Source organism: Acidimicrobiales bacterium, assembly GCA_022452035.1.
GTDB lineage: Bacteria > Actinomycetota > Acidimicrobiia > Acidimicrobiales > MedAcidi-G1 > UBA9410.
On the sequence record JAKURV010000015.1, the window covers coordinates 31,744 to 54,669 of the forward strand.

Annotated in this window: 27 protein-coding genes and 1 other RNA gene; 14 read left to right on the forward strand and 14 right to left on the reverse strand. The window is 67.0% G+C overall.

What is annotated here, in order from left to right; all coding sequences use genetic code 11:
- Positions 1-40: 40 nt before the first annotated feature.
- The 3 genes from MK181_06805 to MK181_06815 all read right to left on the reverse strand — a co-directional run bounded on the left by MK181_06805 (position 41) and on the right by MK181_06815 (position 2,367).
- Entirely contained in the window at positions 41-439 is a 399-nt protein-coding gene (locus MK181_06805; protein ID MCH2419509.1) for a DUF3040 domain-containing protein, read from the reverse strand.
- A gap of 118 nt (positions 440-557) precedes the next feature.
- Positions 558-1,823 (reverse strand): DNA polymerase IV, encoded by a 1,266-nt coding sequence (locus MK181_06810; protein MCH2419510.1) that lies wholly within the window; start codon positions 1,821-1,823, stop codon positions 558-560.
- Positions 1,816-2,367 carry an NUDIX hydrolase gene (locus MK181_06815; GenBank protein ID MCH2419511.1) on the reverse strand — a complete coding sequence of 184 codons (552 nt, stop codon included), beginning with the start codon at positions 2,365-2,367 and terminating at the stop codon, positions 1,816-1,818. The genes MK181_06810 and MK181_06815 overlap by 8 nt, the downstream gene beginning before the upstream one ends.
- 70 nt (positions 2,368-2,437) lie before the next feature.
- Here MK181_06815 and MK181_06820 point away from each other — a divergent pair, with 70 nt between their 5' ends.
- The 5 genes from MK181_06820 to MK181_06840 all read left to right on the forward strand — a co-directional run bounded on the left by MK181_06820 (position 2,438) and on the right by MK181_06840 (position 6,470).
- On the forward strand, positions 2,438-2,752 hold the full coding sequence (locus MK181_06820) for a hypothetical protein (protein MCH2419512.1): 315 nt from the start codon (positions 2,438-2,440) through the stop codon (positions 2,750-2,752).
- A gap of 16 nt (positions 2,753-2,768) precedes the next feature.
- Positions 2,769-3,617 (forward strand): inositol monophosphatase, encoded by an 849-nt coding sequence (locus MK181_06825; GenBank protein ID MCH2419513.1) that lies wholly within the window; start codon positions 2,769-2,771, stop codon positions 3,615-3,617.
- Between the two features lie 113 nt (positions 3,618-3,730).
- The gene (locus MK181_06830; protein ID MCH2419514.1) at positions 3,731-4,411 is read left to right on the forward strand and encodes a response regulator transcription factor; all 681 of its coding nucleotides are present in this window, start codon (positions 3,731-3,733) and stop codon (positions 4,409-4,411) included.
- A gap of 17 nt (positions 4,412-4,428) precedes the next feature.
- Positions 4,429-5,814 carry a HAMP domain-containing histidine kinase gene (locus MK181_06835; protein ID MCH2419515.1) on the forward strand — a complete coding sequence of 462 codons (1,386 nt, stop codon included), beginning with the start codon at positions 4,429-4,431 and terminating at the stop codon, positions 5,812-5,814.
- Positions 5,811-6,470, forward strand: a complete 660-nt coding sequence (locus tag MK181_06840) for a GerMN domain-containing protein (protein MCH2419516.1) — start codon at positions 5,811-5,813, stop codon at positions 6,468-6,470. Before MK181_06835 ends, MK181_06840 begins: the two co-directional genes overlap by 4 nt.
- 105 nt (positions 6,471-6,575) lie before the next feature.
- Here MK181_06840 and MK181_06845 read toward each other — a convergent pair whose 3' ends face one another.
- The 4 genes from MK181_06845 to MK181_06860 form a co-directional block, all read right to left on the reverse strand.
- Entirely contained in the window at positions 6,576-7,034 is a 459-nt protein-coding gene (locus MK181_06845; GenBank protein MCH2419517.1) for an SRPBCC family protein, read from the reverse strand.
- Between the two features lie 64 nt (positions 7,035-7,098).
- Positions 7,099-8,232: a glycosyltransferase family 4 protein gene (locus tag MK181_06850; GenBank protein ID MCH2419518.1), complete on the reverse strand. Its 1,134-nt coding sequence runs from the start codon at positions 8,230-8,232 to the stop codon at positions 7,099-7,101.
- The gene (queG, locus tag MK181_06855; protein ID MCH2419519.1) at positions 8,229-9,335 is read right to left on the reverse strand and encodes a tRNA epoxyqueuosine(34) reductase QueG; all 1,107 of its coding nucleotides are present in this window, start codon (positions 9,333-9,335) and stop codon (positions 8,229-8,231) included. Before queG ends, MK181_06850 begins: the two co-directional genes overlap by 4 nt.
- A 43-nt stretch (positions 9,336-9,378) precedes the next feature.
- Positions 9,379-9,591, reverse strand: a complete 213-nt coding sequence (locus tag MK181_06860; protein MCH2419520.1) for a hypothetical protein — start codon at positions 9,589-9,591, stop codon at positions 9,379-9,381.
- A 65-nt stretch (positions 9,592-9,656) separates the two neighbouring features.
- On the opposite strand from MK181_06860, the gene MK181_06865 reads away from it, so the two are divergent.
- On the forward strand, positions 9,657-11,066 hold the full coding sequence (locus tag MK181_06865; protein MCH2419521.1) for an alpha/beta hydrolase: 1,410 nt from the start codon (positions 9,657-9,659) through the stop codon (positions 11,064-11,066).
- 18 nt (positions 11,067-11,084) lie between these two features.
- Here MK181_06865 and trpD read toward each other — a convergent pair whose 3' ends face one another.
- Together trpD and MK181_06875 are read right to left on the reverse strand one after the other, a co-directional pair.
- Positions 11,085-12,113 (reverse strand): anthranilate phosphoribosyltransferase, encoded by a 1,029-nt coding sequence (gene trpD, locus MK181_06870; protein ID MCH2419522.1) that lies wholly within the window; start codon positions 12,111-12,113, stop codon positions 11,085-11,087.
- 15 nt (positions 12,114-12,128) lie between these two features.
- Positions 12,129-12,434 (reverse strand): WhiB family transcriptional regulator, encoded by a 306-nt coding sequence (locus tag MK181_06875; GenBank protein MCH2419523.1) that lies wholly within the window; start codon positions 12,432-12,434, stop codon positions 12,129-12,131.
- A 71-nt stretch (positions 12,435-12,505) separates the two neighbouring features.
- Here MK181_06875 and rnpB point away from each other — a divergent pair.
- Both rnpB and MK181_06885 read left to right on the forward strand, forming a co-directional pair.
- Positions 12,506-12,866, forward strand: an RNA gene (rnpB, locus tag MK181_06880) — RNase P RNA component class A.
- 122 nt (positions 12,867-12,988) lie between these two features.
- Entirely contained in the window at positions 12,989-13,309 is a 321-nt protein-coding gene (locus tag MK181_06885; protein ID MCH2419524.1) for a GYD domain-containing protein, read from the forward strand.
- Between the two features lie 129 nt (positions 13,310-13,438).
- Here MK181_06885 and MK181_06890 read toward each other — a convergent pair whose 3' ends face one another.
- Positions 13,439-14,353 carry a hypothetical protein gene (locus tag MK181_06890; GenBank protein MCH2419525.1) on the reverse strand — a complete coding sequence of 305 codons (915 nt, stop codon included), beginning with the start codon at positions 14,351-14,353 and terminating at the stop codon, positions 13,439-13,441.
- 32 nt (positions 14,354-14,385) lie between these two features.
- On the opposite strand from MK181_06890, the gene MK181_06895 reads away from it, so the two are divergent.
- Together MK181_06895 and MK181_06900 are read left to right on the forward strand one after the other, a co-directional pair.
- Positions 14,386-15,081: a pentapeptide repeat-containing protein gene (locus MK181_06895; protein ID MCH2419526.1), complete on the forward strand. Its 696-nt coding sequence runs from the start codon at positions 14,386-14,388 to the stop codon at positions 15,079-15,081.
- Between the two features lie 76 nt (positions 15,082-15,157).
- A complete protein-coding gene (locus MK181_06900) occupies positions 15,158-16,240 on the forward strand; it encodes an ecdysteroid 22-kinase family protein (protein ID MCH2419527.1) in 1,083 nt (360 codons plus the stop codon).
- Positions 16,241-16,246: 6 nt separating this feature from the next.
- Here the strand turns inward: MK181_06900 and MK181_06905 are convergent, their stop codons facing one another.
- The 4 genes from MK181_06905 to MK181_06920 all read right to left on the reverse strand — a co-directional run bounded on the left by MK181_06905 (position 16,247) and on the right by MK181_06920 (position 18,566).
- Positions 16,247-16,822 carry a histidine phosphatase family protein gene (locus tag MK181_06905; protein MCH2419528.1) on the reverse strand — a complete coding sequence of 192 codons (576 nt, stop codon included), beginning with the start codon at positions 16,820-16,822 and terminating at the stop codon, positions 16,247-16,249.
- Positions 16,822-17,307 (reverse strand): hypothetical protein, encoded by a 486-nt coding sequence (locus MK181_06910; GenBank protein ID MCH2419529.1) that lies wholly within the window; start codon positions 17,305-17,307, stop codon positions 16,822-16,824. Before MK181_06910 ends, MK181_06905 begins: the two co-directional genes overlap by 1 nt.
- A 15-nt stretch (positions 17,308-17,322) precedes the next feature.
- A complete protein-coding gene (locus tag MK181_06915) occupies positions 17,323-18,027 on the reverse strand; it encodes a hypothetical protein (protein MCH2419530.1) in 705 nt (234 codons plus the stop codon).
- Positions 18,028-18,092: 65 nt separating this feature from the next.
- Positions 18,093-18,566 (reverse strand): pyridoxamine 5'-phosphate oxidase family protein, encoded by a 474-nt coding sequence (locus MK181_06920; GenBank protein ID MCH2419531.1) that lies wholly within the window; start codon positions 18,564-18,566, stop codon positions 18,093-18,095.
- Positions 18,567-18,872: 306 nt separating this feature from the next.
- Between MK181_06920 and MK181_06925 the strand changes: the two genes are divergently transcribed.
- The 4 genes from MK181_06925 to MK181_06940 form a co-directional block, all read left to right on the forward strand.
- Entirely contained in the window at positions 18,873-19,874 is a 1,002-nt protein-coding gene (locus tag MK181_06925; GenBank protein ID MCH2419532.1) for a thiamine pyrophosphate-dependent enzyme, read from the forward strand.
- Positions 19,871-20,860, forward strand: coding sequence for an alpha-ketoacid dehydrogenase subunit beta (locus MK181_06930; GenBank protein ID MCH2419533.1), 990 nt, complete (start codon positions 19,871-19,873; stop codon positions 20,858-20,860). The genes MK181_06925 and MK181_06930 overlap by 4 nt, the downstream gene beginning before the upstream one ends.
- A gap of 11 nt (positions 20,861-20,871) precedes the next feature.
- Positions 20,872-22,101, forward strand: a complete 1,230-nt coding sequence (locus MK181_06935) for a 2-oxo acid dehydrogenase subunit E2 (protein ID MCH2419534.1) — start codon at positions 20,872-20,874, stop codon at positions 22,099-22,101.
- A gap of 4 nt (positions 22,102-22,105) precedes the next feature.
- The coding region (locus tag MK181_06940; protein ID MCH2419535.1) for an FAD-dependent oxidoreductase at positions 22,106-22,926 on the forward strand (821 nt) is incomplete at its 3' end.

The window sequence follows — 22,926 nt, forward strand, 5'->3', positions numbered from 1 at the left end:
GGTCCCGATCTGGTCGAACTCCCCTCCGGGGAAGGTCGCCTCAGGCCCGGCCGTGGTCGCCCCGACGGAATCGGTCGCGCATGCGCTCCCGGACCCGGGCGCCTGTACCACCAACAACCTCACGGATGCCCGCTGTCCGTCCCGAACCGGCCACAACTCGCAGTCCCGTCCGCCCCACCTGGCGGGCATTTCGCTCCAGGGCCAGGGAGGCGCCCAGCATCACCAGGAAGCCCACGAAGGCCAAGACGAAAGAGGTTGAGAGGGTCACGACCATCACCAGTACGCCGCCAACGAAGCCAACTACCGCCCACTTCATGCTGCGGAGGGGCTGCGTGAAGACCGTGGTTTCGCTCACCTCGCGTACGAGATCTGGGTCGGTCTCGGACAACCGCTCCTCGATCTCACTGAGGATCCTCTCCTCGTCCTCCGACAGTGGCACCCGGTCGTTCCTCGCCTCGACACCCGTTCTGGTCCCCTCCAGCATCGCACAGCGCGTCGCGAGCAACAACGCGCATACCGGGCCCACCGGTCCGGGCGACAACCCCTCCAAGCCTCCCTCAGCCGTCGGGACCCCACTGTCCGTCTCCTCGTTCTCGGGGCTGCAGCCCCTCAGGTCCGACGGTGGCCGCCGGACCGATCGAGGCTGTGCCAAACCGTTTCCGGATTTGTTCCACCGCCTCCTCGGCGTCTCTCCATCCCGGATCCTCAACGTCCTCAAGCCGAAGTTGGCGAACGGAAGCGTCCCGGAGGCCACTCATCGATACCCCCAGGAGGCGGAGGCCTGGCGACGTGTCCACGGTGTCGAGCAGGTTCATGGCTACCTCCAGGACCTCAACCACCAGGTCGGTGGCCTCCGAAAGGGTCTGCGATCGGCTGATCGTCGTGAAATCCGGATACCTAAGCTTCACGGTGACCGTGCGGCCAGCTACCCCGACCTCGCGGAGCCTCCGGCCCACCGCATCCACCATCCGGACCAGCTCCCGGTGAACCTCGTCGGGATCCACCAGGTCTCGGACGAAGGTCTCCTCGTGGCCAATCGATCGGGTCGGCTGGTCCGGGTCCACCGGTCGGTCATCGATCCCACGGGAAAGTCGCCAGAACTGGGTCCCGGCGGCCTGGCCTACAGCGGACACCAGGGTGTCTTCGGGGACCTGGCGCAGGTCGCTCACCGTGGCAACTCCGAGGCGCTGGAGGCGCTCGAGGGTCCGAGGCCCCACCCCCCAAACCGCCTCTACCGGCAGGGGGTCGAGGAACTCCCAGATGCTGTCGGCCGGAACCACGTGCACGCCGCTCCCGGGGACCGGTCCTGCAAGACCAGCAGATGGCTTGGCCTGTTCGCTGGCCAGTTTGGCCAGGAACTTGTTGGGGGCCACCCCCACGCTGCACGTCAGCTTCTCCTCAGTCAGGACGTCGGTTCGGATGGCCGCCGCCACGTCGGTCGGTGACCCGTGGAGGCGTTCCGACCCGGCCACGTCGAGAAACGCCTCGTCCAGCGACATCGGCTCAACAAGCGGCGTGTACCGCCGGAAGACCTCCATCACCCGGCGGCTTACTTCGCCGTAGTGCCGGTGGTCTCCCGGGAGGAAGGTCAGGTCCGGACACATTCGGCGGGCCCGCGTCGACGGCATCGCCGACCGCACGCCGAATGTCCGAGCCTCGTAGGAGGCGGCGGCAACCACCCCGCGGTCACCTTCCCCGCCGACCACCACCGGTCGTCCCCGGAGTTCCGGGCGGCGGACCAGCTCTACCGATACGAAGAAGGCGTCCATGTCGACATGCAGGATCGGCGTTCCCGATACCGGTGGGCGTCTTCGGTCAGCCATCGGGAGGATCCAGCCGCTCTACCGTTAGATCTCCGGGGTTTGATCCGCGGGCCACGTAAGAGAATTCGGGCACCTCCAACTCCCCGGCCTGGGAACCGGCCAACCATTCGGTCACCGGTTCGCTCACCCAGCGGGGGGCGGTGGCCAGTAGCAGTCCGGCTGCCTCGGCGTCCACGAAGCGGGCGTCTTCCACAATGTGGTCCGGGTCATCGAGCACCACCTCACCGGTCCAGGAGAGCGCTCGGTGTACGTCCACCCCCAGGACCATGTCGCGGTCCGGGAATTCAACCGATACGCGATAGAGGACCTCAGACCACCGCTCCACGATTAAGCCTGTTTCCTCGACCACCTCGCGGGACAAGGCAGCCAGGGGCTCCTCTCCCGGATCCACCACGCCGCCGGGCGGCGTCCACTCCAGGCGGCCGTTGCGACGACCGATCGTACGGTCAAAGGCACCTCGCCGATTAGCTACCAGTAGGACCGTCGACCGATCCACAAGCAGCCCACCAACCACCCGCCACCGTCGAGTCCGAGCCGCTGCCACCAGCGCAGTCTGACACCTTGGGCCGATCGCCCTCCCGGTGCCCCAGACGGCCAGCGGTAGCCTCCGACCTGTGACCACCGCCGAACCGAGCCCTCCGCCCACCACTACCGGTCCGGAGTCGGCCGCCCCGTCCGTGGCGGCCCGTATCGTCGCCGCCGTGGCCATCGGGTTGGCCGGTGCCTGCGGTGGTCTCGTGGGCTACGCGGTAACTGACCTCCAGTGCTCCGACGAATGCACCGTACTTGCCGGGTCTCTGGGCCTGTTGGGCGCCGTTCTGGCCGCCTTCGGGGTGGGCATCGTGGCCGTCCTGGCGCTGCGAGCCATGGCTGAGTGGAAGACCGGCCAGATCCAGCAGGCCGCCCGGGACCACTATCCCGTCGACTAATTCGACCACCCGGACTATGTCGGATCCCGCCGAGTTTCGCGACCTCGCCCTGAGCATCGCCCGAGAGGTAGTGCCGGAACTACGGAGACGGGCCGGCGGCGTAGACGTCTCAGCTACCAAGTCCACAGTCACCGACCTTGTCACCGAGGTTGACTGTTGGGCCGAGGAGCGAATCGTGGCCCGGATCCTTGACGCTCGGCCGGATGATGCCGTCCTAGCCGAGGAGGGCGCTGGGGTGGCCGGCACGTCGGGTGTCCGCTGGTTGGTGGACCCCATCGACGGGACCACCAACTTCGTTTACGGGCATCCCGGGTTCTCGGTGTCGATTGGCGTCGAGGTGGACAACCGTCCGGTGGCCGGTGTGGTCGTCGACCCCCTCTTGGGAGACGAGTTCTGTGCCGCTCACGGCCAGGGCGCGACCCGCAACGGTCGTCCGGTTCGGGTTAGTTCGGTTAGTGATCCAGCGGCCGCCCTGGTGGCCACCGGGTTTGCTTACGACTCGGAGCGACGACGACTACAGGCCGAGGCCCTGGTGACCATCCTTCCCCGGGTTCGCGACGTCCGGCGGGTCGGTGGAGCGGCCCTGGACCTGGCTTCGGTGTCCTGCGGTCGGGTGGACGCCTACTTCGAGTGGGGGCTCAGTCCGTGGGACTGTTCAGCGGGGTCTGTGCTGGTGACTGAGGCCGGTGGAGTGATCACGTTATTTAAGACAAGTACTTCCGCTCCTCCATTCCCAGTTGCAGTCACAGGGGAGGAGGCGTCAATGAACTGGTCGGATGACCTCGTCGTGATGGCCACCAACCGTGATCTGGCAACGCCGCTGACTGAACTCCTGCTTGAAGCCGGAGCCCTTTCGGGCCCTTAACTCAGGTCCTCACCTCCAGCCTCTGCCAGTAGGTGCGTAGTGCCACCTGCCCTGATGGGCCGTAGAGACCCCGGTGCGGGACAACAGCACCCCATATGGGGCACCATTTGGTAATGGGAACCCGCATCCTGACCGTCGAGGATGACGAGCGGATCCGCACCGCGGTGCGCATGGCCCTCGAGGAGGAGGGTTGGGACGTCGAGGAGACGGCCAGTGGAGAGGCCGCCCTAGACGCCTTCAACCGGACGCCGGCCGACGTGGTACTCATCGACATCATGCTTCCCGGCATCGACGGATTCGAGGTGTGCCGGAGTATCCGCCGGCTGGGAGACGTACCGATCGTGATGGTGACCGCCCGCTCCGACAGCCACGACGTGGTCGCGGGCCTGGAGGCGGGCGCCGACGACTACCTACGGAAGCCGTTCGACCCCAAGGAACTTTCGGCCCGCATCCGGGCCCTGCTGCGGCGGGCCCGACCCGACGAGGCCCGCCCAAGCCTCATCCAGGTCGACCAGTTGGAGATCCTCCCCGACGAGGGGGTGGTCCGCCAGAACGGAACCGAGGTTCACCTCACCCGTACCGAGTTCCGCCTTCTGGTGGAGTTGGCCTCCTCCTCCGGGCGAGTGCTAAGCCGGGAGGACCTGTTGGAACGGGTGTGGGGCTATGACTACTTCGGCGACGGTCGCCTGGTAGACGTTCACGTCCGCCGGCTCCGAACCAAGATCGAACCCGACGCGGCCAACCCCCGTTACGTAGTCACCGTGCGCGGCATGGGCTACAAGTTGCAGACCTAAAGCGGGGCCGACCCCGGATGAACGACACGGCCAGCAACCTCGGGCTCGGAGCCCGGATCTCCATGCTCTTCGCGGTCGGCGGGCTGCTGGTGTCCCTGGTGCTAGCGGCCGCCACCCTGCTCCTCACCCGTCAGCAGCTCCTCGATACACGAGAGCAGGCCGCGGCGGCCATGGCGATCAGCAACGCCACCCGGTTATCCAACCAGCTCACCCCCGACTCGACCATCGAGGACCTCCCCACCATCGCCGACTCCCTTACCCGGATCGAGGGCAGTCAGCGCATCATTCGACTCGGCGAGGCCTGGCTCCCGGCCCCCGAACTGGACCGTAACGACCTGCCGCCTTCCCTCGTCCAACTAATGGCCCGGAGGGAGGCAGGACAGATGCTGGCCACCGTCCGGGACAAACCCCACCTCGTGGTGGCCATCCCACTAGTCGCCTTCGACGCCGACTACTACGCGGTCCTAGACCTTGTGGAGGTGGAAAGGACCCTGGACTCCCTCCAGTTCGTCCTGTTGGGCGCCGGGGCGGCCACCACCCTGCTTGCCGCCCTGCTGGGCTCTTGGGTCAGCCAACGGGCGCTTAGCCCGCTCCGGCGGGTCCGGGGGGCCGCCGAGGCCATTGCCGGGGGGCGCTTGGACACCCGGCTGAGCCGCCAGGCCGACCCCGACCTGGACCGCCTTGCTGATTCGTTCAATGAGATGGCCCGGGCGCTGGAGGCTCGCATCCAACGCGACGCCCGGTTCGCGTCGGACGTCAGCCACGAACTTCGCAGCCCGCTAACCACGCTGATGGCCAGTGTTGGTGTTTTGAACGCGCGCCGTGACGAGCTCTCCGACCGCTCTCGTACCGCTCTGGACCTGCTGGTCGGTGACCTGGAACGTTTCAACCGGCTGGTCAACGACCTGCTGGAAATCTCGGGCTACGACGCCGGGGTTGCCTCCCTTGACCCCGAGGAGGTCAACCTGGCGCTGTTCCTGGAGGCCACCGCTCAGGGGGCTGGTGCCATCCCGGTCCAGCTGCCCCCTGGAGCCGGTTCGCTGGTCATAGTGGCCGACAAGCGGCGCCTAGCTCGCGTGATGTCGAATCTGTTGGATAACGCCCGGCGTTACGGCGGCGGTTCAACTGCCATCGGCCTGGAAGCCGACAAGGTGATCCGGATAGTGGTCGAGGACGAAGGTCCCGGGGTACCCGCCGACGAGCGGGAGGCCATCTTCGATCGGTTCTCCCGTGGCTCCGCCGGTGGCCGTCGGGGCAACGACGGCGGGACGGGACTGGGCCTGAGCCTCGTAGCCGAGGACCTCCGACTCCACGGCGGTCGAGTATGGGTGGAGGAGCGGGCCGATGGTCGGAAAGGAGCACGATTCGTGCTCGAACTACCCCTCCCGGGAGCGGACTCATGACCCCCGGATACCGGATCGCGGCGGCCCTCCTCGTGCTGGCGGTGCTCACCGGCTGCTCGATCCCTGTCGACGACAGCGCCCGGGACCTGGCCGCCGAGTTGCCTGATGTCTTACTCCCGGCAGCATCGACCACCACCGAAGCGCCGGCTATGACCGAGACCGTGCAGATCTACCTAGCCCGGGGTGCCGGGGACGACCGACTCCTGCTCGAGGCGGTGGACCGTGAGATCGTCGGCGACGGTTCCATCACCGTGATTCTGGATCAGGTCCTGGCCGGTCCCTCTCCCGCCGAGCAAGACGCCGGAGTCATCTCGCCGTTCGCCGAGGGCTCATCGGTGATCGGCACCGTCCTGGAGGCCGGCTTGTTGCAGATCCACCTTGACAGCCTGGAAGGCTTCCCCCAAGACGACAGCACAGGTAACCGGCTGGCCTTCGCCATGATGGTCTGCACGGCTACTGATCTGGTGGTTGGCGCCGAAATCGACCACGTGGTCATCCTGCTCGACGGAGACGACGGCCCGGCCGCTATCAACGTCCCGGTCAGCGACGGTGATCCTCCCGAGGAAGGCTCACCGGTGGAGTGCGCCAACTACGACAGCTTCCGGGCCGAGGGCCTCACGGACCCAGAGGATTCAGAGCCCCCCGAAGATTCCTGACCGCTTGGCCAGTTCACTGCTCGTTCTCGATCAGGGAAAAGCAGACGAAACCCTCGCCCCCGGTCTAAACCCGACGCCGATCGTCGCGTCGCAACGTGGCTGATCTCAGATCAAGCGAGCGCCGACTTCGATCCGAGTCTTCAGGTCGTCGATGGCGGCATGGACAACCTTGGCCTCCAGGCGACGCCTTACGAAACCAGGAAGCCTGATCAGGAGATCAACGTCCAGGTCGTAAACGACGAGCGTGGCCTCGGGATCCCCTTCCACGGCCAGGAACTCGTACTCCCCGCTCATCCGCTCCAGCAGGTCGCCGTCGATCAGCCGCCACGAGATACGAAGCGGATTGGACCCGTAGCTGTACCGCAGGGTGTACGAGGTGCTCCGACCCATGGCCGCGGCGCGAAAGGACACGTCGCCCGGACGGCCCTCGTCGTCACGGACCAGCACAACGGCCTCCTTGATATCAGGAGCCCACTCGGGCAGGCGCTCGACGTCGAGCACCGTCTCGAAGCAGTGTTGCGGCGTCGCCCGAACAACGATGCGCTGGCTGGCATGGTCGGTCATAGCCGCCTCCTCGGCTTTGACACTACCGGTCCCACGCCGGTCGCGGTGGGTCCCCGTGGTCCGGTCAGCCGACCAGGCTCGCTTCGTCGATGCCAGCCCGGAGACGCCTAGCCAGGACGTCATAGGAGAACTCAACTTCAGCCCGCCGGCGGGCCTCCCGACCCATCTCGGTCCGTCGCTCCCTATCACCCAGCAAGTCGCTCAGGGTGCGAGCCACCTGCTCGACGGCGTCCGGTCGCCCCATCACCAGTCCCGTCCTCTCGTGGGCGACGGCTTCGGCGGCCCCCCCACTTTCGCCCGCCACTTGGGGCACCCCGGCGGCAGCGGCCTCAAGGAACACGATGCCGAACCCCTCCTGTTCCAGACCTCCCCATCGTGATCGACAGAGCATGGCGAAGACGTCTCCGGCCCCGTAAAGCCCGGGAAGGAGTTCCTCGGGTACCCGGCCTAGGAGGCGGACCGGCGCCCCGGTCGACGCCACCAGGCCCTCCAGACGTCGTCGGTCCCGCCCGGACCCGGCGATGGCCACCACCAGGTCCGGCTCGGTACGTCCGAGGCGGGCCGCTGATCGGATCAGGGTGTCCATCCCTTTGCGAGGCACCAAGCGGCTGACGCTGACCACGAGCGGAGCATCCACGGGTAGCCCCAGTTCACGACGTACCGATGCCCGCTCTGCCTCGTCCAGGGGCCGAAAACGATCGGTGTCCACGCCGGGCGGGACAACCACGGTGGGCAGGGTGCAACCGGCAGCACGCTCTGCTTCAGCGGCCGGGTAGTTGCCGGCACAGATCACCAGGGAGGCCCCACGAAGCACCCGGGCCAGAATTGATCGGGCCATCGGGAGGCGTCCGGGCACCGTGACCTCTGATCCGTGGAGTACTACCGCGTAGGGGCGGCCTACCCGGCGGGCGGCGTGGCCCACGGGGAGCGCCGGATCCCATACGACCAACTCCGCCCCTTGTCGCTCGGCCAGGTTGCGGACCCGTCGGACCACCGTCGGGGTGGGTAGGAGGACTGGCTCCCGGGACCTGGTGACGACGAACGCCTGCTCAGAATCGAATGCAAGTGCTTCGGCGTGCGGGGTGGTGTGCACGGCGATGTCGGCCGCCGGAAGCCGGCGCCACAGCTCCCATAGGTAGGACTGGATCCCCCCGACCTTCGGGGGGAAGTCGTTGGTGACCAGTAGGTGGCGTCTCACGCCTCAACCCTGTCCCGAACGGCGGCTAACTCCTCAGCCACCATCAAGTCACCCCCGACGTCTAGGCCGTCCAGCAGGTCGGGACGACCCAGCCGGTCGGCAGCCCAGACAGCGTGGGAGCGCAAGATCGAATCGTCGCTGGCCAGGTAGACCTCGAGCAGCCCGGCGACCGCCCGGTCCTCACCGGCCGCCGTGTTGCCGAGAGCCACCAGGGCGTTGCGGCGGAGGTAGGTCGGGTCCCGGTCGGCGATGTACCACCGACCGAAGCGGTCCATGAGCTCGTCGTCCTTGGCCCGAAGCACCCAGGCGGCCTCCACGTCGGCCGCCGGGTCGTCGGTTCCGTCGGCCATGCGGTCCGACCGCCCCACGGGGCAAACCTCCTGGCAGTCGTCGCACCCGTAGAGCCGGCCACCCAAGGCGGCTCGGAACTCCCGGGGGATTGACCCCGGCGCCTGAACCAGCCATGCCAAGCACCGGCGGGCGTCGACCACGCCCGGTTCCACAATGGCCCCAGTCGGGCATCCGTCGAGGCAACGCCGGCAGGTCCCACAGCCGTCGTCGACCGGTTCGGATGCCGGTAACGGGGCATCGGTTACCACGGCACCCAGGACGAACCAACTACCCCGCCCTGGCAGGAGCACGTTGGCGTTGTGACCCCACCAGCCGATTCCGGCTCGGACAGCGGCCGCCCTGTCCACCAGGGCATTGTCGTCGGCCACCACCCGGGCCGCCCATCCGTCGGCCTGGAGGTGATCGGCCAGGCGGCTCAGGCCCCGCCGCAGGTCGGCATAGTGGTCGTGACGCGCGTAAGCGGCGATGCGTAACCGACCGGCACCCACATCAGCCAGCCGCGGAGCCGGCGTTCGCCGGGCCGCTACGACCAACGATCGGGCTCCTTCCAGGATGCGGCTGGGATCGGTGGAACGCTCTGGGTTCCGGTATGTGAACTGCATCCCTCCGGACAGCCCGGCGGCTCGTCGACGTTCCAGCTCCGCTCGGACCTCGGGGAAGGGGCGGGCATCCGCCATACCTACGGCATCAAGTCCGGCAGAGCGACCAAGATCGACCAACTCGGTGGCCAACTGGTTAGCGGTCAACTCCATCGGGTCATCGTCTCACGACACGGCCCGGCAGAGGGACCCGCGATCAGTGTTCGGCTCGTACCGAATCAGTGTGGCGCAGGGGCGGAACCAAGCCAGCGTCTCCGAGCATCCGGATAGCTCGGAACTCGGCCAGATCGACGACCACGGCGTCTTCTGGGTCGCGCCCACAGAGGAACGTGACCACGCAGTCGTCACACGTTTTGGTCCCGTGCTCGGTGCAGGTCCCACAATCAATAACCAGGGTGTCGTCTCGCATGACCCCATCCTCGTTGCGGGGTGTGACAGCCCACCCGACCCGAACCACCCGCTGATCGACCCATCGTGTCGCCGATCGGTACGGTGGCCGCGGTGTGGCGCACGCTGGCTAGCCCCCTCCTTCCCGTCGGCCTCTTGCTGGCCGCCGCGTCCTGCGGCTCGGCAACAACCGACAACCCTGCCCCCGGAACGGCCTTCTCTCTCGTCGACGAGGACTGTCCCGGTGAGGCGGTACCCACCCGCCTGACCGTCTCCTGTCATCGTCTCCATTTGGACCACGGAACCCTCGGCGTGGCCGTCCTCTGGGCCGAGGACCCCGCCGGGCTACCGGTACTCCACCTACACGGTGGGCCGGGCGGACGGGCGGTCGCTGACCGCTACCGGTGGCTGGTCCCCCGATCCCAGGTGCTCGAAGGCCACGACGTCGTTCTCGTGGACCAGCGAGGTGGGGGAACCTCGACCCCGTCTCTGGACTGCCCCGAGCTGGACGACCCTGCCACGCCCCCAGGCGAAGCCATTCAGGCCTGCCGCTACCGGCTGGACCAGAAGGGGGTGGACCGGGGGTCAGTCACCGTCGGATCCACCGCCGCTGACCTCGTCCACCTTCGCCGGTCCCTGGGCATCGACGCCTGGCATCTACACGGGGTCTCGTCCGGCACCCGGATCGCCCTCGAGCTGCTCCGCATTGACGGATCCTCCGTTGCCTCTGCGGTTCTCGACTCCCCGACGCCCCCCGAGGTCGACCTCTACGATGACCTACCGGAAGGGGTCCTATACGCCCTCACCTCGATGGAGAACCTCTGCCGGGCCGACGCCACCTGTCCTGGGGGGCTGGTCGGCCCCCTGCGGTCGGTGCTGGACGACCTGGCCGATCGTCCAGTGGCCGTCACCATCTGGTCCGGCGAGGCCTCCGCTTACGACGATGCCCGGCTCATCCGACTGGTGGCTGACGCTCTGGCCGCCCCAGCCGGATTGAACGTGGTCGACGGGGCCGTAGCCCTGGCTGCCGAGGGCCGTCTGGCCGAAGCGATCGCTGCCCTTACCGAGGTGGCGTCAACCGGGCGATCGGCCGGTGATCCGACCAGCGAGGGCGCCAGGCTCTCCTCCGAATGCGCCGACGAGCTTCCGTTCAACGACGCCGACCCGATGCTGACGGGAGATCCCCTCCTGGACGCGGTGGCCCGCGGAGAGGTCAAGGTCCGGGCGCTGTGTGCTGTCTGGCAGGTCGAAAGGTCACCTGACATCGTCGACTGGCCGGTGCCCAGTGATGTGCCGACGCTCATCCTGTCTGGCCACCTCGACCCCATCACCCCAATCGCCTGGGCTCGCCGGCTAGCCGACAGGTTGGGCGATGCGGTCCTAGTGGAATCCGAACGTTGGGCCCATGCACCATCTATGTCTGATCCGTGCGCTGCCCACCTGGTAGCCCGTTTCCTCGATGGAGAGCGACCGCTGCCTGGATTCGCCCGTTGCTGACCGTGGGCCCCGAACCACTCAGGTGCTGATCGACTCCAGTACGGCGGCCGCCGACCCGTCCTCCAGAGCAGCGATGGCCCGTTCGACGCCGTCGGCGATCCCGTCGGCCACCCCGGCCACCACCAGCCCGGCCCCGGCGTTCAGCGCCACGATGTCACGCCTTGGGCCGCGTTCCCGACCGGCGAACAAATCGTGGGCGATCTCAGCGTTGACCTCCGGACTCCCCCCAGCCAGGTCCGATGCTTCGGCCAATGTCATTCCAAGATCGGTTGGATCCAGGGTCCACTCGGATGCCACGCCGTCACGGAGTTCCAGGATCCGTGTGGGGCCGGTCAGGGCCACCTCGTCCAGACCGGCGTCGCCAGTCACCAACCAGGTGTGCGTCGAACCGCCGGTCCGAAAGACTTCCAGCATTCGGTCAGCCAGTGCCGGATCGGCGGCCCCGATGACCTGTCGCTTCGGCTGACCCGGATGGGACAGGGGGCCCAAGACGTTGAACACAGTCGGGATCCCCAGCCCGGCCCGGATAGGACCGGCGAAGCGCATTGCCGGATGAAACGTCCGGGCGAAGGCAAAACCGATCCGGTGCTCGGCGACCTGGACGGCCAGGCGGTTCGGGGCGATCTCGATATCTACTCCGAGGGCCTCCAGCAGGTCGAAGGCTCCTGAGGTCGACGACGCTCGGCGGTTGCCATGCTTGCAAACTGTGGCACCCGCCCCAACCGCCGCGAAGCAGGCCATGGTCGAGACGTTCAGGGCCGCGACCCGTCGTCCGTGGCCGCCCCCTGTCCCGACGATGTCAATGGTCCCCTCCGGCAGGTCCAGCGGCTCAGCGGCCGCCACCATGGCCCGGACCAGGCCGGTCGTCTCCTCGGCCGTCTCCCCCTTGACCTTCAGCCCGACGAGGAAACCGGCAATCTGGGCCGGTTCGGCCTCTCCACCCAGGATCTCGGTCAGAACGGCCTCAGCCTCGTCGGCCGACAGGTCCTCGCCGTCGCACAGGCGGGCCAGCAGGCCGGGCCAACCGCCGAAGTCGTCAAGGGCCATGGCAGGCTGGGCCGGTCAGGCGGACCGGCGGCGACGCAGGATCCGGCGGCGGTCCCGCTCGGTGGTCCCACCCCAAATCCCTGTGGGCTCTCGCCTTGACAGGGCGTGGTCTAGGCACTCTGGCCGAACGTCACACCTCTGGCATACGGAAAGCGCATGCTCGATAGCGGACTCCTCTACCGGATCGGGGTAAAAGATCGCCGAATCGAGGCCCCTACAGGCCCCCCGCAGGTACCACGGCTCGACGGTCCGATCGCCGTCAACGGGCGCCGGACGGACGGCCAGGGAGGTCAGACCCGGGGTCCGGACGAGTGCTTCCATGTCCGGAGTGTTGCTAGTGGCAGAACCGGTGCGACGCAAGGGGAATTCTGGCGCCAGACTGGTCGGGACGGTGAGCCGGCCGGGTGGCCGCGGCGTGGTTTCCACGCTGAGGAAGGTCGGGGCTCCGCAGGGCAGGATGCTGGCTAGCGGCCAGTCGGGGCGACCCGCAGGAAAGTGCCACAGAGAACAGACCGCCGATGGCCCGGCCCCTTGGGATCGGGCACAGGTGAGGGTGAAACGGTGCGGTAAGAGCGCACCAGCGGCCGGGGTGACCTGGCCGGCTAGGCAAACCCCATCCGGAGCAAGGCCGAACAGGGAGAGGGCTGCCCGCCCGCTGACACTCCCGGGTAGGCCGCACAGATGGATGGTCACCCATCCGGACCCCCGCAAGGGGCCGGTGGACAGAACCCCGCCTATAGGCCGGCTCACCGTCACCCACTCCCCTGCGGGGTGCACCTGCGCGTATCTACACCTGGGGGCTCCGAGTCGTAGAGGGTCCGGTCTAAGCGCCAACATGGCACGCACTAAACCGACTTCAACAAAGGTGGACTCCGATGGCCCGAATCCAGATCTGCGGAAAGTACAGCCCAGGAGGTTGGGAGGGAGTCACAGCTGAAGGTGCTGTCTCTCGGGAGACCCACATGCACGCGATGTTCGAATCACTAGGCGCCGAAGTCGAGTGCTACTACATGCTTCCAGGCTCTAACTACGACTTCACCATGATTCTCAACAACGCCGACGCAAGACTCCTCGCTGCGATCAAGAAAATGGTGGGCCCCTCAGGTGCCGTAATCGAGACTGAGGCTGACGTTCTGATGACCGCCGAGGAATGGGACGCCGTGGAAGGTCAGAGTTATCGCCCTCCGGGGAGCTGACACTGCTTAACAGGGCACCCCAAGCGCGCCTACGCGTATCCACACCTACGGGTCGTGCCTCAGCACGCTCGCTGGTTATGACAGAACCCGCCTACAGGCCGGCCACCGTCACCCCCGGCTTCCGGTCGGTTAGGCCCCCAGGGCAAAGGCCACCACGGACGCCACGCCGAAGACGCCTCCCAACACTTGGAGCGGCGCCACTCTCTCCCCCAAGAACCGCCAGGCGATACCAACGCTCACCCCCGGGCAGAGGGCGATCAGGGCCGTCACCACGGCCGCCGATCCCCGAAGGTAGGCCGCCGTGCTGAGAACGAAAGCGGTACCACTGGTGAAGCCGAGCACCAGCCCGAACCGTCGAACTATCGGATCCGGCCACACTGATCCCGACCGGACCCGGGCAAAGGTCGACAAAACCACAAGGCCCGTCAAAAGGACCAACAGGGCCGGTACCTCGCCGGCAGCCGAATCAGCCTGGGTGAGGAGGACCCCAGCCATGCCGATGCTGCATCCCACCGCCAACGCCATGCCCACCACCCGGCTCCGGACGATGTCGCCAATCCGGGGGAGCCTGCCCTCCCCTGACAGAAGCACGACGGCCATAACGGCCAGTAGCACCCCGAGCACCTCGATACCGGTCAGGTGCTGACCAATGAACGGACCCACGAGTGCGGGCACTGCGATCATGGTCAGCCCGTAGCCGGGAGCGAAGACGGCGACTGGGCCACGGGCCATGCCGAGGTACAGCAACGGCCGGGTGGCGGCCATCAACAGGCCGGCCATCACCGGCCATATCACGTCGGCCACGCTCACCGCCTCTGGTGGCCGCACCACCAGGACCAACCCGACGACCACCGCTCCGACCGCGGTGGCCGTCATGGCCACCGAGACTGCCGCACCGGGGCGGCCCGAGCGGCGGATGGCGATACCCCCCAAGAGGTCGCCGACACCGAAGAAGACAGCCGACGCGGCAGCCAGTAGGACAGTCACCGAGGAATGCTGCCCGATCGCCGGGACGGGACCCACCTCGGACCGGCGCTCGGACACGGCGACAGGCTTCCTGCCCTAGCCTCGATCCGATGAAGGTCCGAGGATACGAGCTCGAAATCGGAGCCGACCTGGCGGGAGCCGACCTCACCGATGCCGACCTCCGGTCAGTCGACCTCAGCGGATCCTGGTTGGGCGGGGCCGTCCTGAGCGGATCGGACCTCTCTGACGCCCGGCTAGTGGGCGCTGACCTCCGGCATGCCATCTGCCGAGCAACCGTGTTCGCTGACGCGGACTTGCACCACGCCAACCTGTGGAACGCCGACCTGACCGATGCCCGCTTGGGGGGCGCCGTCCTCAGCCGGGCGTGGCTAGGAAACGCCCGGCTGGGAGGAACGGACCTCCGGAGTGCCGACCTGGGAGGGGCGTGGCTCACCGCCGCCGACCTCACCGGCGCTCTCCTCTGTGCCACCACGCTGGCCGGTGCGTCCTTGACTCGTACCTGCATGCGCGACACCGACCTCACAGGGACCTTCGCCGGAGGCGCCGACCTCCGGGGGGCCATCCTGAACGGAGCCACGATCCGGGCGGCCAACCTGTCCGGAGCCATCCTGCGGGGAACCTCGCTTATCGACGCCGACCTGAGCCTCGCCGATCTGGTGGGGGCGGACCTGACCGGAGCCCAGATGGATGGGGTGTCCCTGGACGGGATCCGCCACGACGAAACGACGACCTGGCCCGAGGGTTTCCAACCACCCAGCTCGGGCAACCTCGACGATCACGACTGATCGCCATCGGACTGGCTGGTACCGTCGTTAGCCGGAGCGTCTCCACAGGGCGCCCCACCGAACACCGGGGGACGCCATGGCTGGACACGGAATCCCAACGACCGTCGATGACGTCACCGCTAACTGGCTGACAGTCTCGCTGCGGGACGCTGGTGCCCTGGGCGACGGCACGGTGACCAGTTTCACGTCGGAACTGATCGGCCAGGGTGTGGGCCTCATGGGCATCCTTCATCGGTTGCGACCGAACTATGACGGCGAGCCGGGACCGGAAACGGTCGTGCTGAAGACCCCCGTGGAGCACGAAATGACAAGGTTCGTGGCCCGAACCTTCCAGTTCTACGGCAAGGAGGTCGAGTTCTACCGAACGGCGGCCGCCCGGAGCCCACTAGCTACACCCCGTTGTCTGGCATCTGCCCACGATCCGGAGACAGACGACTTCGTGCTGCTACTCGAGGACCTCGGCGATGCCGAGGTACACAGCCAGCTGGACGGCTGCCCCGTCGAGGTTGCCGAGACGGCGGTCCGCTCAATCGCCGGCCACCATGCCGAGTTCTGGGAGTCTCCGCTGTTCACCGACGAGTTGTCCTGGGTGCCGTTCGGGTGGGACCCCCCGATGCCCCAGGGGGTCCAGCAAGGAGTCTCGACGGCCTGGGAGCCGTTCCTGGCCTCGTTCGGGGACCGGGTGGACGATCGGATCCGGGCTATCGGAGAACGGTTTCCCCTAGTCGTTGAGGAGATGATGACCTTCCCGGAGCGACAGACCACCCTGGCTCACGGGGACTTCCGGTTGGACAACTTGTTCTTTCGGCCGGGCCCCGAGGTGGTGGCCATCGACTGGCAGATCTGCGTCCGTACGGTCGGCGCCTACGACCTCGGGTATTTCCTCAGCCAAAGTCTCACCACCGAGGACCGGCGGGCCCACGAGGAACGGCTCCTGGAGGCCTACCGGGACACCTTGGCCAACTCGGGAATCGACTATCCGGTCAACCAGCTTCTAGAGGACTACCGGCGGACGGCCCTGTTCTGCCTTTGTTATCCCATTCAGGCCGGGGGCAGCGTGGAACTGGTTAACGACCGGGCCGTGGAGTTGGTCGGCCAGATGCTGGACCGGGTGGTGGCAGCGATCCATGACCTGGACGCCGGAGAGTTCATGCCCTGAGTTGGCTCACCCTTCGGCGAGATGGGCGACGTCGTTGAAGTTGCGAAGAGACGGTCCGGCGGGCCCAGCCCCGACGACCATCACGGAGGCTGGGGCCACATAGGTCCGCCAGGCCAGTTCGTCACCAACCCCCAGGGTCCAGGCCAGCGCGGCTTTCACCGGGGAGACGTGGGTGACTACCGCGACGTCCGAGGTCCTCGAGGCGTCGAACAGGTCTTCCATGGCAGCCCTGACCCGGATCCCCAGGTCCCGGTGCGACTCGCCGCCCGGCGGAGCCCAATCCAGGTCAGCACGCCACACGGCCCACGTCTCCGCGGGGACCTCTGCCACCGGACGGCCGTCGAACTCGCCGTAGTTCATCTCAATCCACCGGTCATCCACGTCTACCTCTATCCCGAAGGCCTCGGCGGTCTGACGGGTTCGGGCCAACGGGCTGGACACAACCCGATCGACCGGGCCGAGGGCAGCGGCTAACAATCGGGCCTGCCGCACTCCGAGGTCATCCAGATCGGGGTCGAGATGGCCCAGGAGAAGGCCGGAGGCGTTGGCCGCCGTCCGTCCGTGTCGGACCACGTAGAGCATCAGGTGATCTCCCCAGCGTTGAGACGACCAGTCCGCAGTAGCGCCGACCGGCGGTCGGGATCAGCTAATCGGTACCGGCGCCAGGCCCAGGCTCCCAACAGGAGGCCGCCTGCCTCTAACAGGAGGCCTCCCGCCCCTCGACTGAACTCCGGCACCCGTGATCCCCCCAGAGCATCGAACCCGGTGGCCGGCCACCAAAACACCCCGGTGTCAGCCCACGTGCCATCCAGCACGTGGTGGCTCAGCAGCCCGATGGGAACCCCCAACCACCTTCGCTGGACAAGGCGGTGGCCCCGGGCCACCAGCATCACGACGGCCAACCCCGCTACCCCCAGGATCGGCGTGTGGAGGAGCCAGGGGCCCCCGACCAGGGCTTCAGCCACCGGGAGAACGGCTCCCAGGGCCACCAGCCGGACGTCCATGGACGGGCTGTCGAACACAAGGGTCACGGCCACCACGGAGCCGACGACAAACCAGATGAACACGATGGGCAGGCCGCGTCAGCGGACGACGAGCCGACCGCACTCGCTGCAATCGGCGAGCGTCCCTGCGGTCAGGCTCCGCACCCGATCGGCCTCCACGGCTGGCATGGAGTATGGGCATCCACTGCAGTCCGATCCGGAGAACCGGACCACGGTGCTTGAACCAAACGAGGCCCGGCTTCCCTCGTAGCGGGTCAGCACGTCGGCGGGGACCTGGGGAAGAGCCAATTCTCGGCGCGAGGCCGACTCGGAAAGCTCTCCGTCCACGGCTGCCTCGGCCTCAGCCAGAGACGTTTGAGCGGCGTGGATGGCAGCGTCCCCGGCCGATGCCTGGTCGGCCAGTCGGGCTAACTCCTGCTCCATAGGTTCGAGGACCTCCATGAGCTCCAGAACAGAGCCCTCGAGGTCGTCCTGGCGTCGCCGCAGGTGACCGATCTCGTCCTGGAGGCTCGTCGCCTCCCGGGCCGAGGTGATTGCGGAGCCATAGAGTTTCTTGTCCAGCTCAGCCAGTCGGGCCTCGATGGCCACCACCTCGCCCTCCAGGCGGTTCTGTCGACGAGAGTGTTCCAGCCGCTCTAGTTCCAGTGCTGCGATGGCGGTCACCGTCTCACCTCGCTCGACCTCAGCGGCCACCACGTCCTGACGCTCGGAAAGGTGAGCACGGCGGTAATCCAGTTGGCCCCGGATGACGTCCTCGTCCTGCACGGCGAAGAGGGCATCCATAGCCGTCATGCTAGGCGGATCCTCAGGAGGCTCGACCGTGAGGGTGGTTGGCAGTTCGGAGCCGGTCAGTAGACCCCGTCCAGCTTCGTGTGGTCCCAACTGACGACCTTCTCCGGCCGGATCAGAACCGCTGTGCGCTTGGCGGCCCAGGCCTCTGAGGCTTCTTCGAAAAACTCCTCTGGAATCTCGGGTTGGTTGCGTCGCATGACGGCACGTGCCACCTCCCGCACCCCGTCGGGGTTGTCCTGGCCACGGAGGACAGCCCGCCCCTTGATCATCACACCGCGCAGCGTCTCGTAGGTCTCACCGTCCTCCAGGAGCACGGTGATCCGGTCGTCCCGTTGGAGGTTCAGGATTTTCTGCGACTTGCTGTAGGTCCCGAAAGCCAGCAGGTCGTCGACCACAGCGAACCAGAGGGTAGACAGGTGAATCGAACCGTCCCTCTCGCGGCAGGCCACCTGGAGGCTCTTTTGCTCCTCAATGAACGCCGCCAAATCGACATCGGTCATCCGGATCAGGTCTCGGCGGTTGGTGGTCATGATTCCTCCTCGTCGACGCTCCTCGACGCCTGCCGTCCGTCTCTCTCGTCGGTCGGTCGAACCGCAGGATGGTAGACACCGAAAAACGTCGCACGCCCCACCGGGCAGGCGGGGCGTGCAGTCGCTCTCGGCTTTCGGAACCGGGGGGGGTTTCCGGCCGGAGGTTATGTCGGCTCTGGGAGGGGCCAGGAGCCGTTACCCGATGGAAACTACCATCCGGTAACCCTGTGAATTGGCCCCGTTCCGGTGACTTCGGGCACCTGTGACGCCTGACCTACATAGGGACCGGCCGGTAGGGTCGCCAACGTGGCACAACCGTCCGACGATCAGCTCCGGGCAATCCTCGTGGACATGGTCGGCGCCCGGGTTCAGGCCCGGCGACTCTGGAACCTGCAACGCCAGGGGCAGGTCGGCACACTGGCCCCCATCGACGGCCACGAGGCCGCCATCGCCGCCACCGCCCATGCCCTGGACCCGGAACAGGACTGGATCCTCCCCCAGTACCGGGAGCCGTTAGCCCTCCAGCGCTTTGGCTCAGAGGTCCTAGACCGCTACCTGCTCTACAACGTCGGCCACCCGGCCGGAAGCCACCTGCCGCCGACGGTTCGTGTCGCACCCCTGCAGATCTCGCTGGCCACCCAGATTCCCCACGCTGTCGGCTTGGCCTGGGGCATGACCCTGCAGAACCAGCCCGGCGTGGTCACCGTGTTTTTCGGGGACGGCTCCAGTTCCGAGGGGGACTTCTACGAGGCAGGGAACCTGGCCGGCGTTCTGGGCGTGCCGGTGATCTTCGTGTGCATCAACAACCAGTGGGCTATCTCCACTCCGTTGCACCAGCAGACGGCTGCCGAGACCATCGCCGCCAAGGCTGCCGCCTTCGGGATGCCTGGTCTCACCGTGGACGGCAACGACGCAGCCGCTATGTACGACGCCGTAAACGAGGCTCGGACTCGGGCTCTGGCCGGCCAAGGCCCCACGCTCATTGAGGCCCACCTCTATCGCCTCGGTGCCCACACCACAGCTGACGATCCCACCCGATACGTCCCGGCCGAAGAACTCGAAGAGGCCCGGCGCAACGACCCCATCGACCGCCTCCGAGCCCGCCTCGTCAAGCGGGGCCTATGGGACGACGAGGCCAATGCGGCCACCGAGGCCGAGTCCCTGGCTCGATTCGACGAGGCGTTCGACCGGGCCCGAGCTACCCCAATCGCCCCCGACGCTGTCCTCGACCACTGCACGACCGTGGACAGCCAGCGACTAGCTCGTCAACGCGCCCTCCTGCTGGATCCTGAGGGAACTGAGTCGTGAGTGACACCTCCGAACTGACCATGCTCCAGGCTGTCAATGAGGCCCTACACCTCGAGATGGCACGGGACGACCGGGTAGTCGTCCTGGGCCAGGACGTGGCCCGTAACGGCGGGGTGTTCCGGGCTACCGAAGGCCTGTTCGAGAAGTTCGGCGAGGACCGGGTGGTCGACACTCCTCTCTCCGAGGGGGTGATCGTCGGGGCGGCCGTTGGTCTGGCCATGTCCGGCCTCGTTCCGGTGGCTGAGATCCAGTTTCTGGGTTTCTCCTACCAGGCCATGCATCAGGTGGCGGGCCAGGTAGCCCGGCTCCGGTACCGCAGCCAGGGACGCTTCGAGCCGGCCATCACCATCCGCTCGCCGTTCGGCGGTGGCGTCCGGACCCCCGAGCTTCACTCCGACTCCCTGGAGGGTCAGTTGGCCAATATCCCAGGACTGAAGGTCGTGATGCCAGCCACAGCCTCCGACGCCAAAGGCCTGCTGTCCTCGTCGATCCGCGACCCCGACCCGGTGCTGTTCTTGGAACCACTGCGCGGCTATCGGGGGATCAGGGGCGACGTCCCCGACGGTGAGCATCTCGTCCCGCTGGGCGAGGCCCGAATGGCCCGTCGGGGGGACGACCTGGTGATTATCGCTTGGAGCTATCTGGTCGAGATGGCCTGCCGGGTTTCCGACGCTCTGGCCGACGAGGGACTCTCGGTGGCCGTACTGGACCTTCGGTGCCTGGCGCCCCTTGACCTAGCTGCCATCGCGGCAGCCGTGGACCATTGCGGCCGGGTCGTGGTCGTGGAGGAGGCGTCCCAGACCGGCGGCTTTGCCGGCGAGGTGGTGGCCACCATCGTCGAGGAATGCTTCTGGGCGTTGGAGGCGCCGGTGGTCAGGGTGTCCGGCTTCGACGTTCCCTATCCAGTCGGGATGCTGGAGGACGCCTACGTGCCTGACGAGGCCCGAATAACCGCCGCCATTCGCCGCAGTCTTGAAACGGCCTGAGGGACCGTTCCGTGGCCTTCATCTTCCGCCTACCTGATATCGGAGAGGGCCTCGAAGAGGCTGAAATCGTCGAGTGGTTCGTCGCCATCGGAGACGAGGTTCTCCGGGACCAGCCTCTGGTAGAGGTGCTGACCGACAAAGCCAGTTCGGAACTGCCTTCCCCGGTGGCCGGCACTGTGCTCCTGCTTGGGGCTAACGAGGGAACCCGACTACAGGTGGGAGAGGTGCTGATAGAGATCGACGACGGAAGTACTGCTCCGAGAGTGGCCGCCGAACCCACCTCCACCCAGACCGGCACGGCGAAATCCCAGCCCACTGAGCCAATCCCTGAGGTAGCTCCCCGAACAGCCCGCCCCAAAGCGGCTCCAGCCACCCGACGCCTGGCCCTCGACCTCGGCGTGGACCTGACGACGATGATTGGAACGGGGCCGGGCGGTCGGATCACTCTCAACGACATCCACGCCGCGGCACCTTCGCCTACCAGCCCCGCCAGACTTTCGAACGATCGTCCGACTACATCAGATGGCCTCGGCCAGGCACCGGTCGGTCGCCACGACCTCCGTGGCATCCGAGGTGTCGTGGCCCGCAACATGGTGCAGGCCTGGTCGGAAATCCCCCACATCCACACCATGGACGAAGTGGATGCCTCGCTACTGATCAACTTCCGGGACCGGATCCGGGACATGGATCGATCCGGTGCCGCACTGGTCAACGTGCTGGTGGTGGCCGCCGTAGCCGCCTCTCGGGCACTCCGTCGGTTCCCGATGGTCAACGGGCACGTGGACGGCCATCCCGGTGACGCCATGGTCATCCCGGAACACATCCACCTCGGAATCGCCACAGCAACTGAAAGGGGTCTGGTCGTTCCAGTGGTGCACCACGCCGACACGCTCGACCTCTTCACCATGGCCGAGCGAATCAGTTCAGTCGTTGGCGCGGCCCGCTCCGATGACCTGAGCGCAGCGGACCTATCAGGTGCCACATTCACCATCACCAACTACGGCTCTCTCGGCGGCCGGTTCGCAACCCCAATCATCCCGCCCGGACAGGGTGCGATCCTGGGCCTAGGGGCGGTGGCTGAACGACCGGTAGCCATCGACGGTGCGGTATTGGCCCGACCCACCTTGCCCATGGTCCTTGGAGCCGATCACCGGCTGATCGACGGCGACCTCGCCGAGGCGTTCCGACGGGCCGTGGCCGACGACCTCGCCGAGCCACTCCACCTGCTTATCGGACGCTGATCTGATGGTCGTCGGAGAGGTGTCCACTCCGGTCGACCTCCTGGTTATCGGCGCCGGACCAGGTGGATACACCGCGGCGCTGCACGCCGCCCGCCTGGGTCGCGAGGTGACCCTTGTGGAGCGCGATGCAATCGGAGGGACCTGCCTGAACTCGGGATGCATCCCCTCTAAAGCTCTAATCGAGGTAGCTGATGCCTACGCCATATCCGACAGGATTGGCAGTTGGGGCATCGATTCCACCTCGACGGTCGACATGGCACAGGTTCATGCCCACCTCAACGGCGTGGTCCGCGAGTTGACCTCCGGAGTGGACAGACTGCTATCCGCTGCTGGCGTACAGGTCCTGCCGGGGCACGCCCGCTTCACCAGACCAAACCGCGTATCGGTCGAACACGGGGACACCGTCGAGTTTCTCGACTTCACCGACGTCATCGTGGCCACCGGATCACGCTCCATCGAACTTCCCAACCTTCCGCCGGATGGTGCACGGGTAGTGAGTTCAGCCGAACTGCTGACGTCAGACTCGCTCCCTGAACACCTCGTGCTCGTAGGGGGTGGCTATGTGGGTGTTGAGCTGGCTTGCGCGTTTGCCAAATTGGGCAGCGAAGTGACAGTCGTCGAGATGGCCGACCGAGTGCTACCGGGCTTCGACGCCCGGACCGCCCGGCTAGTAGAGCGGGGCCTCCGACGCCTCGGTGTCGGCCTTTGTACCGGCTGCCGAGCAGTTGGCACCGACGAACACGGCCTCCTTGTGGAGGACGGTGACCCCAACGGCGCAACGGTGACGCTTCCGGCCGACCGGATCGGCGTTGTCGTCGGACGACG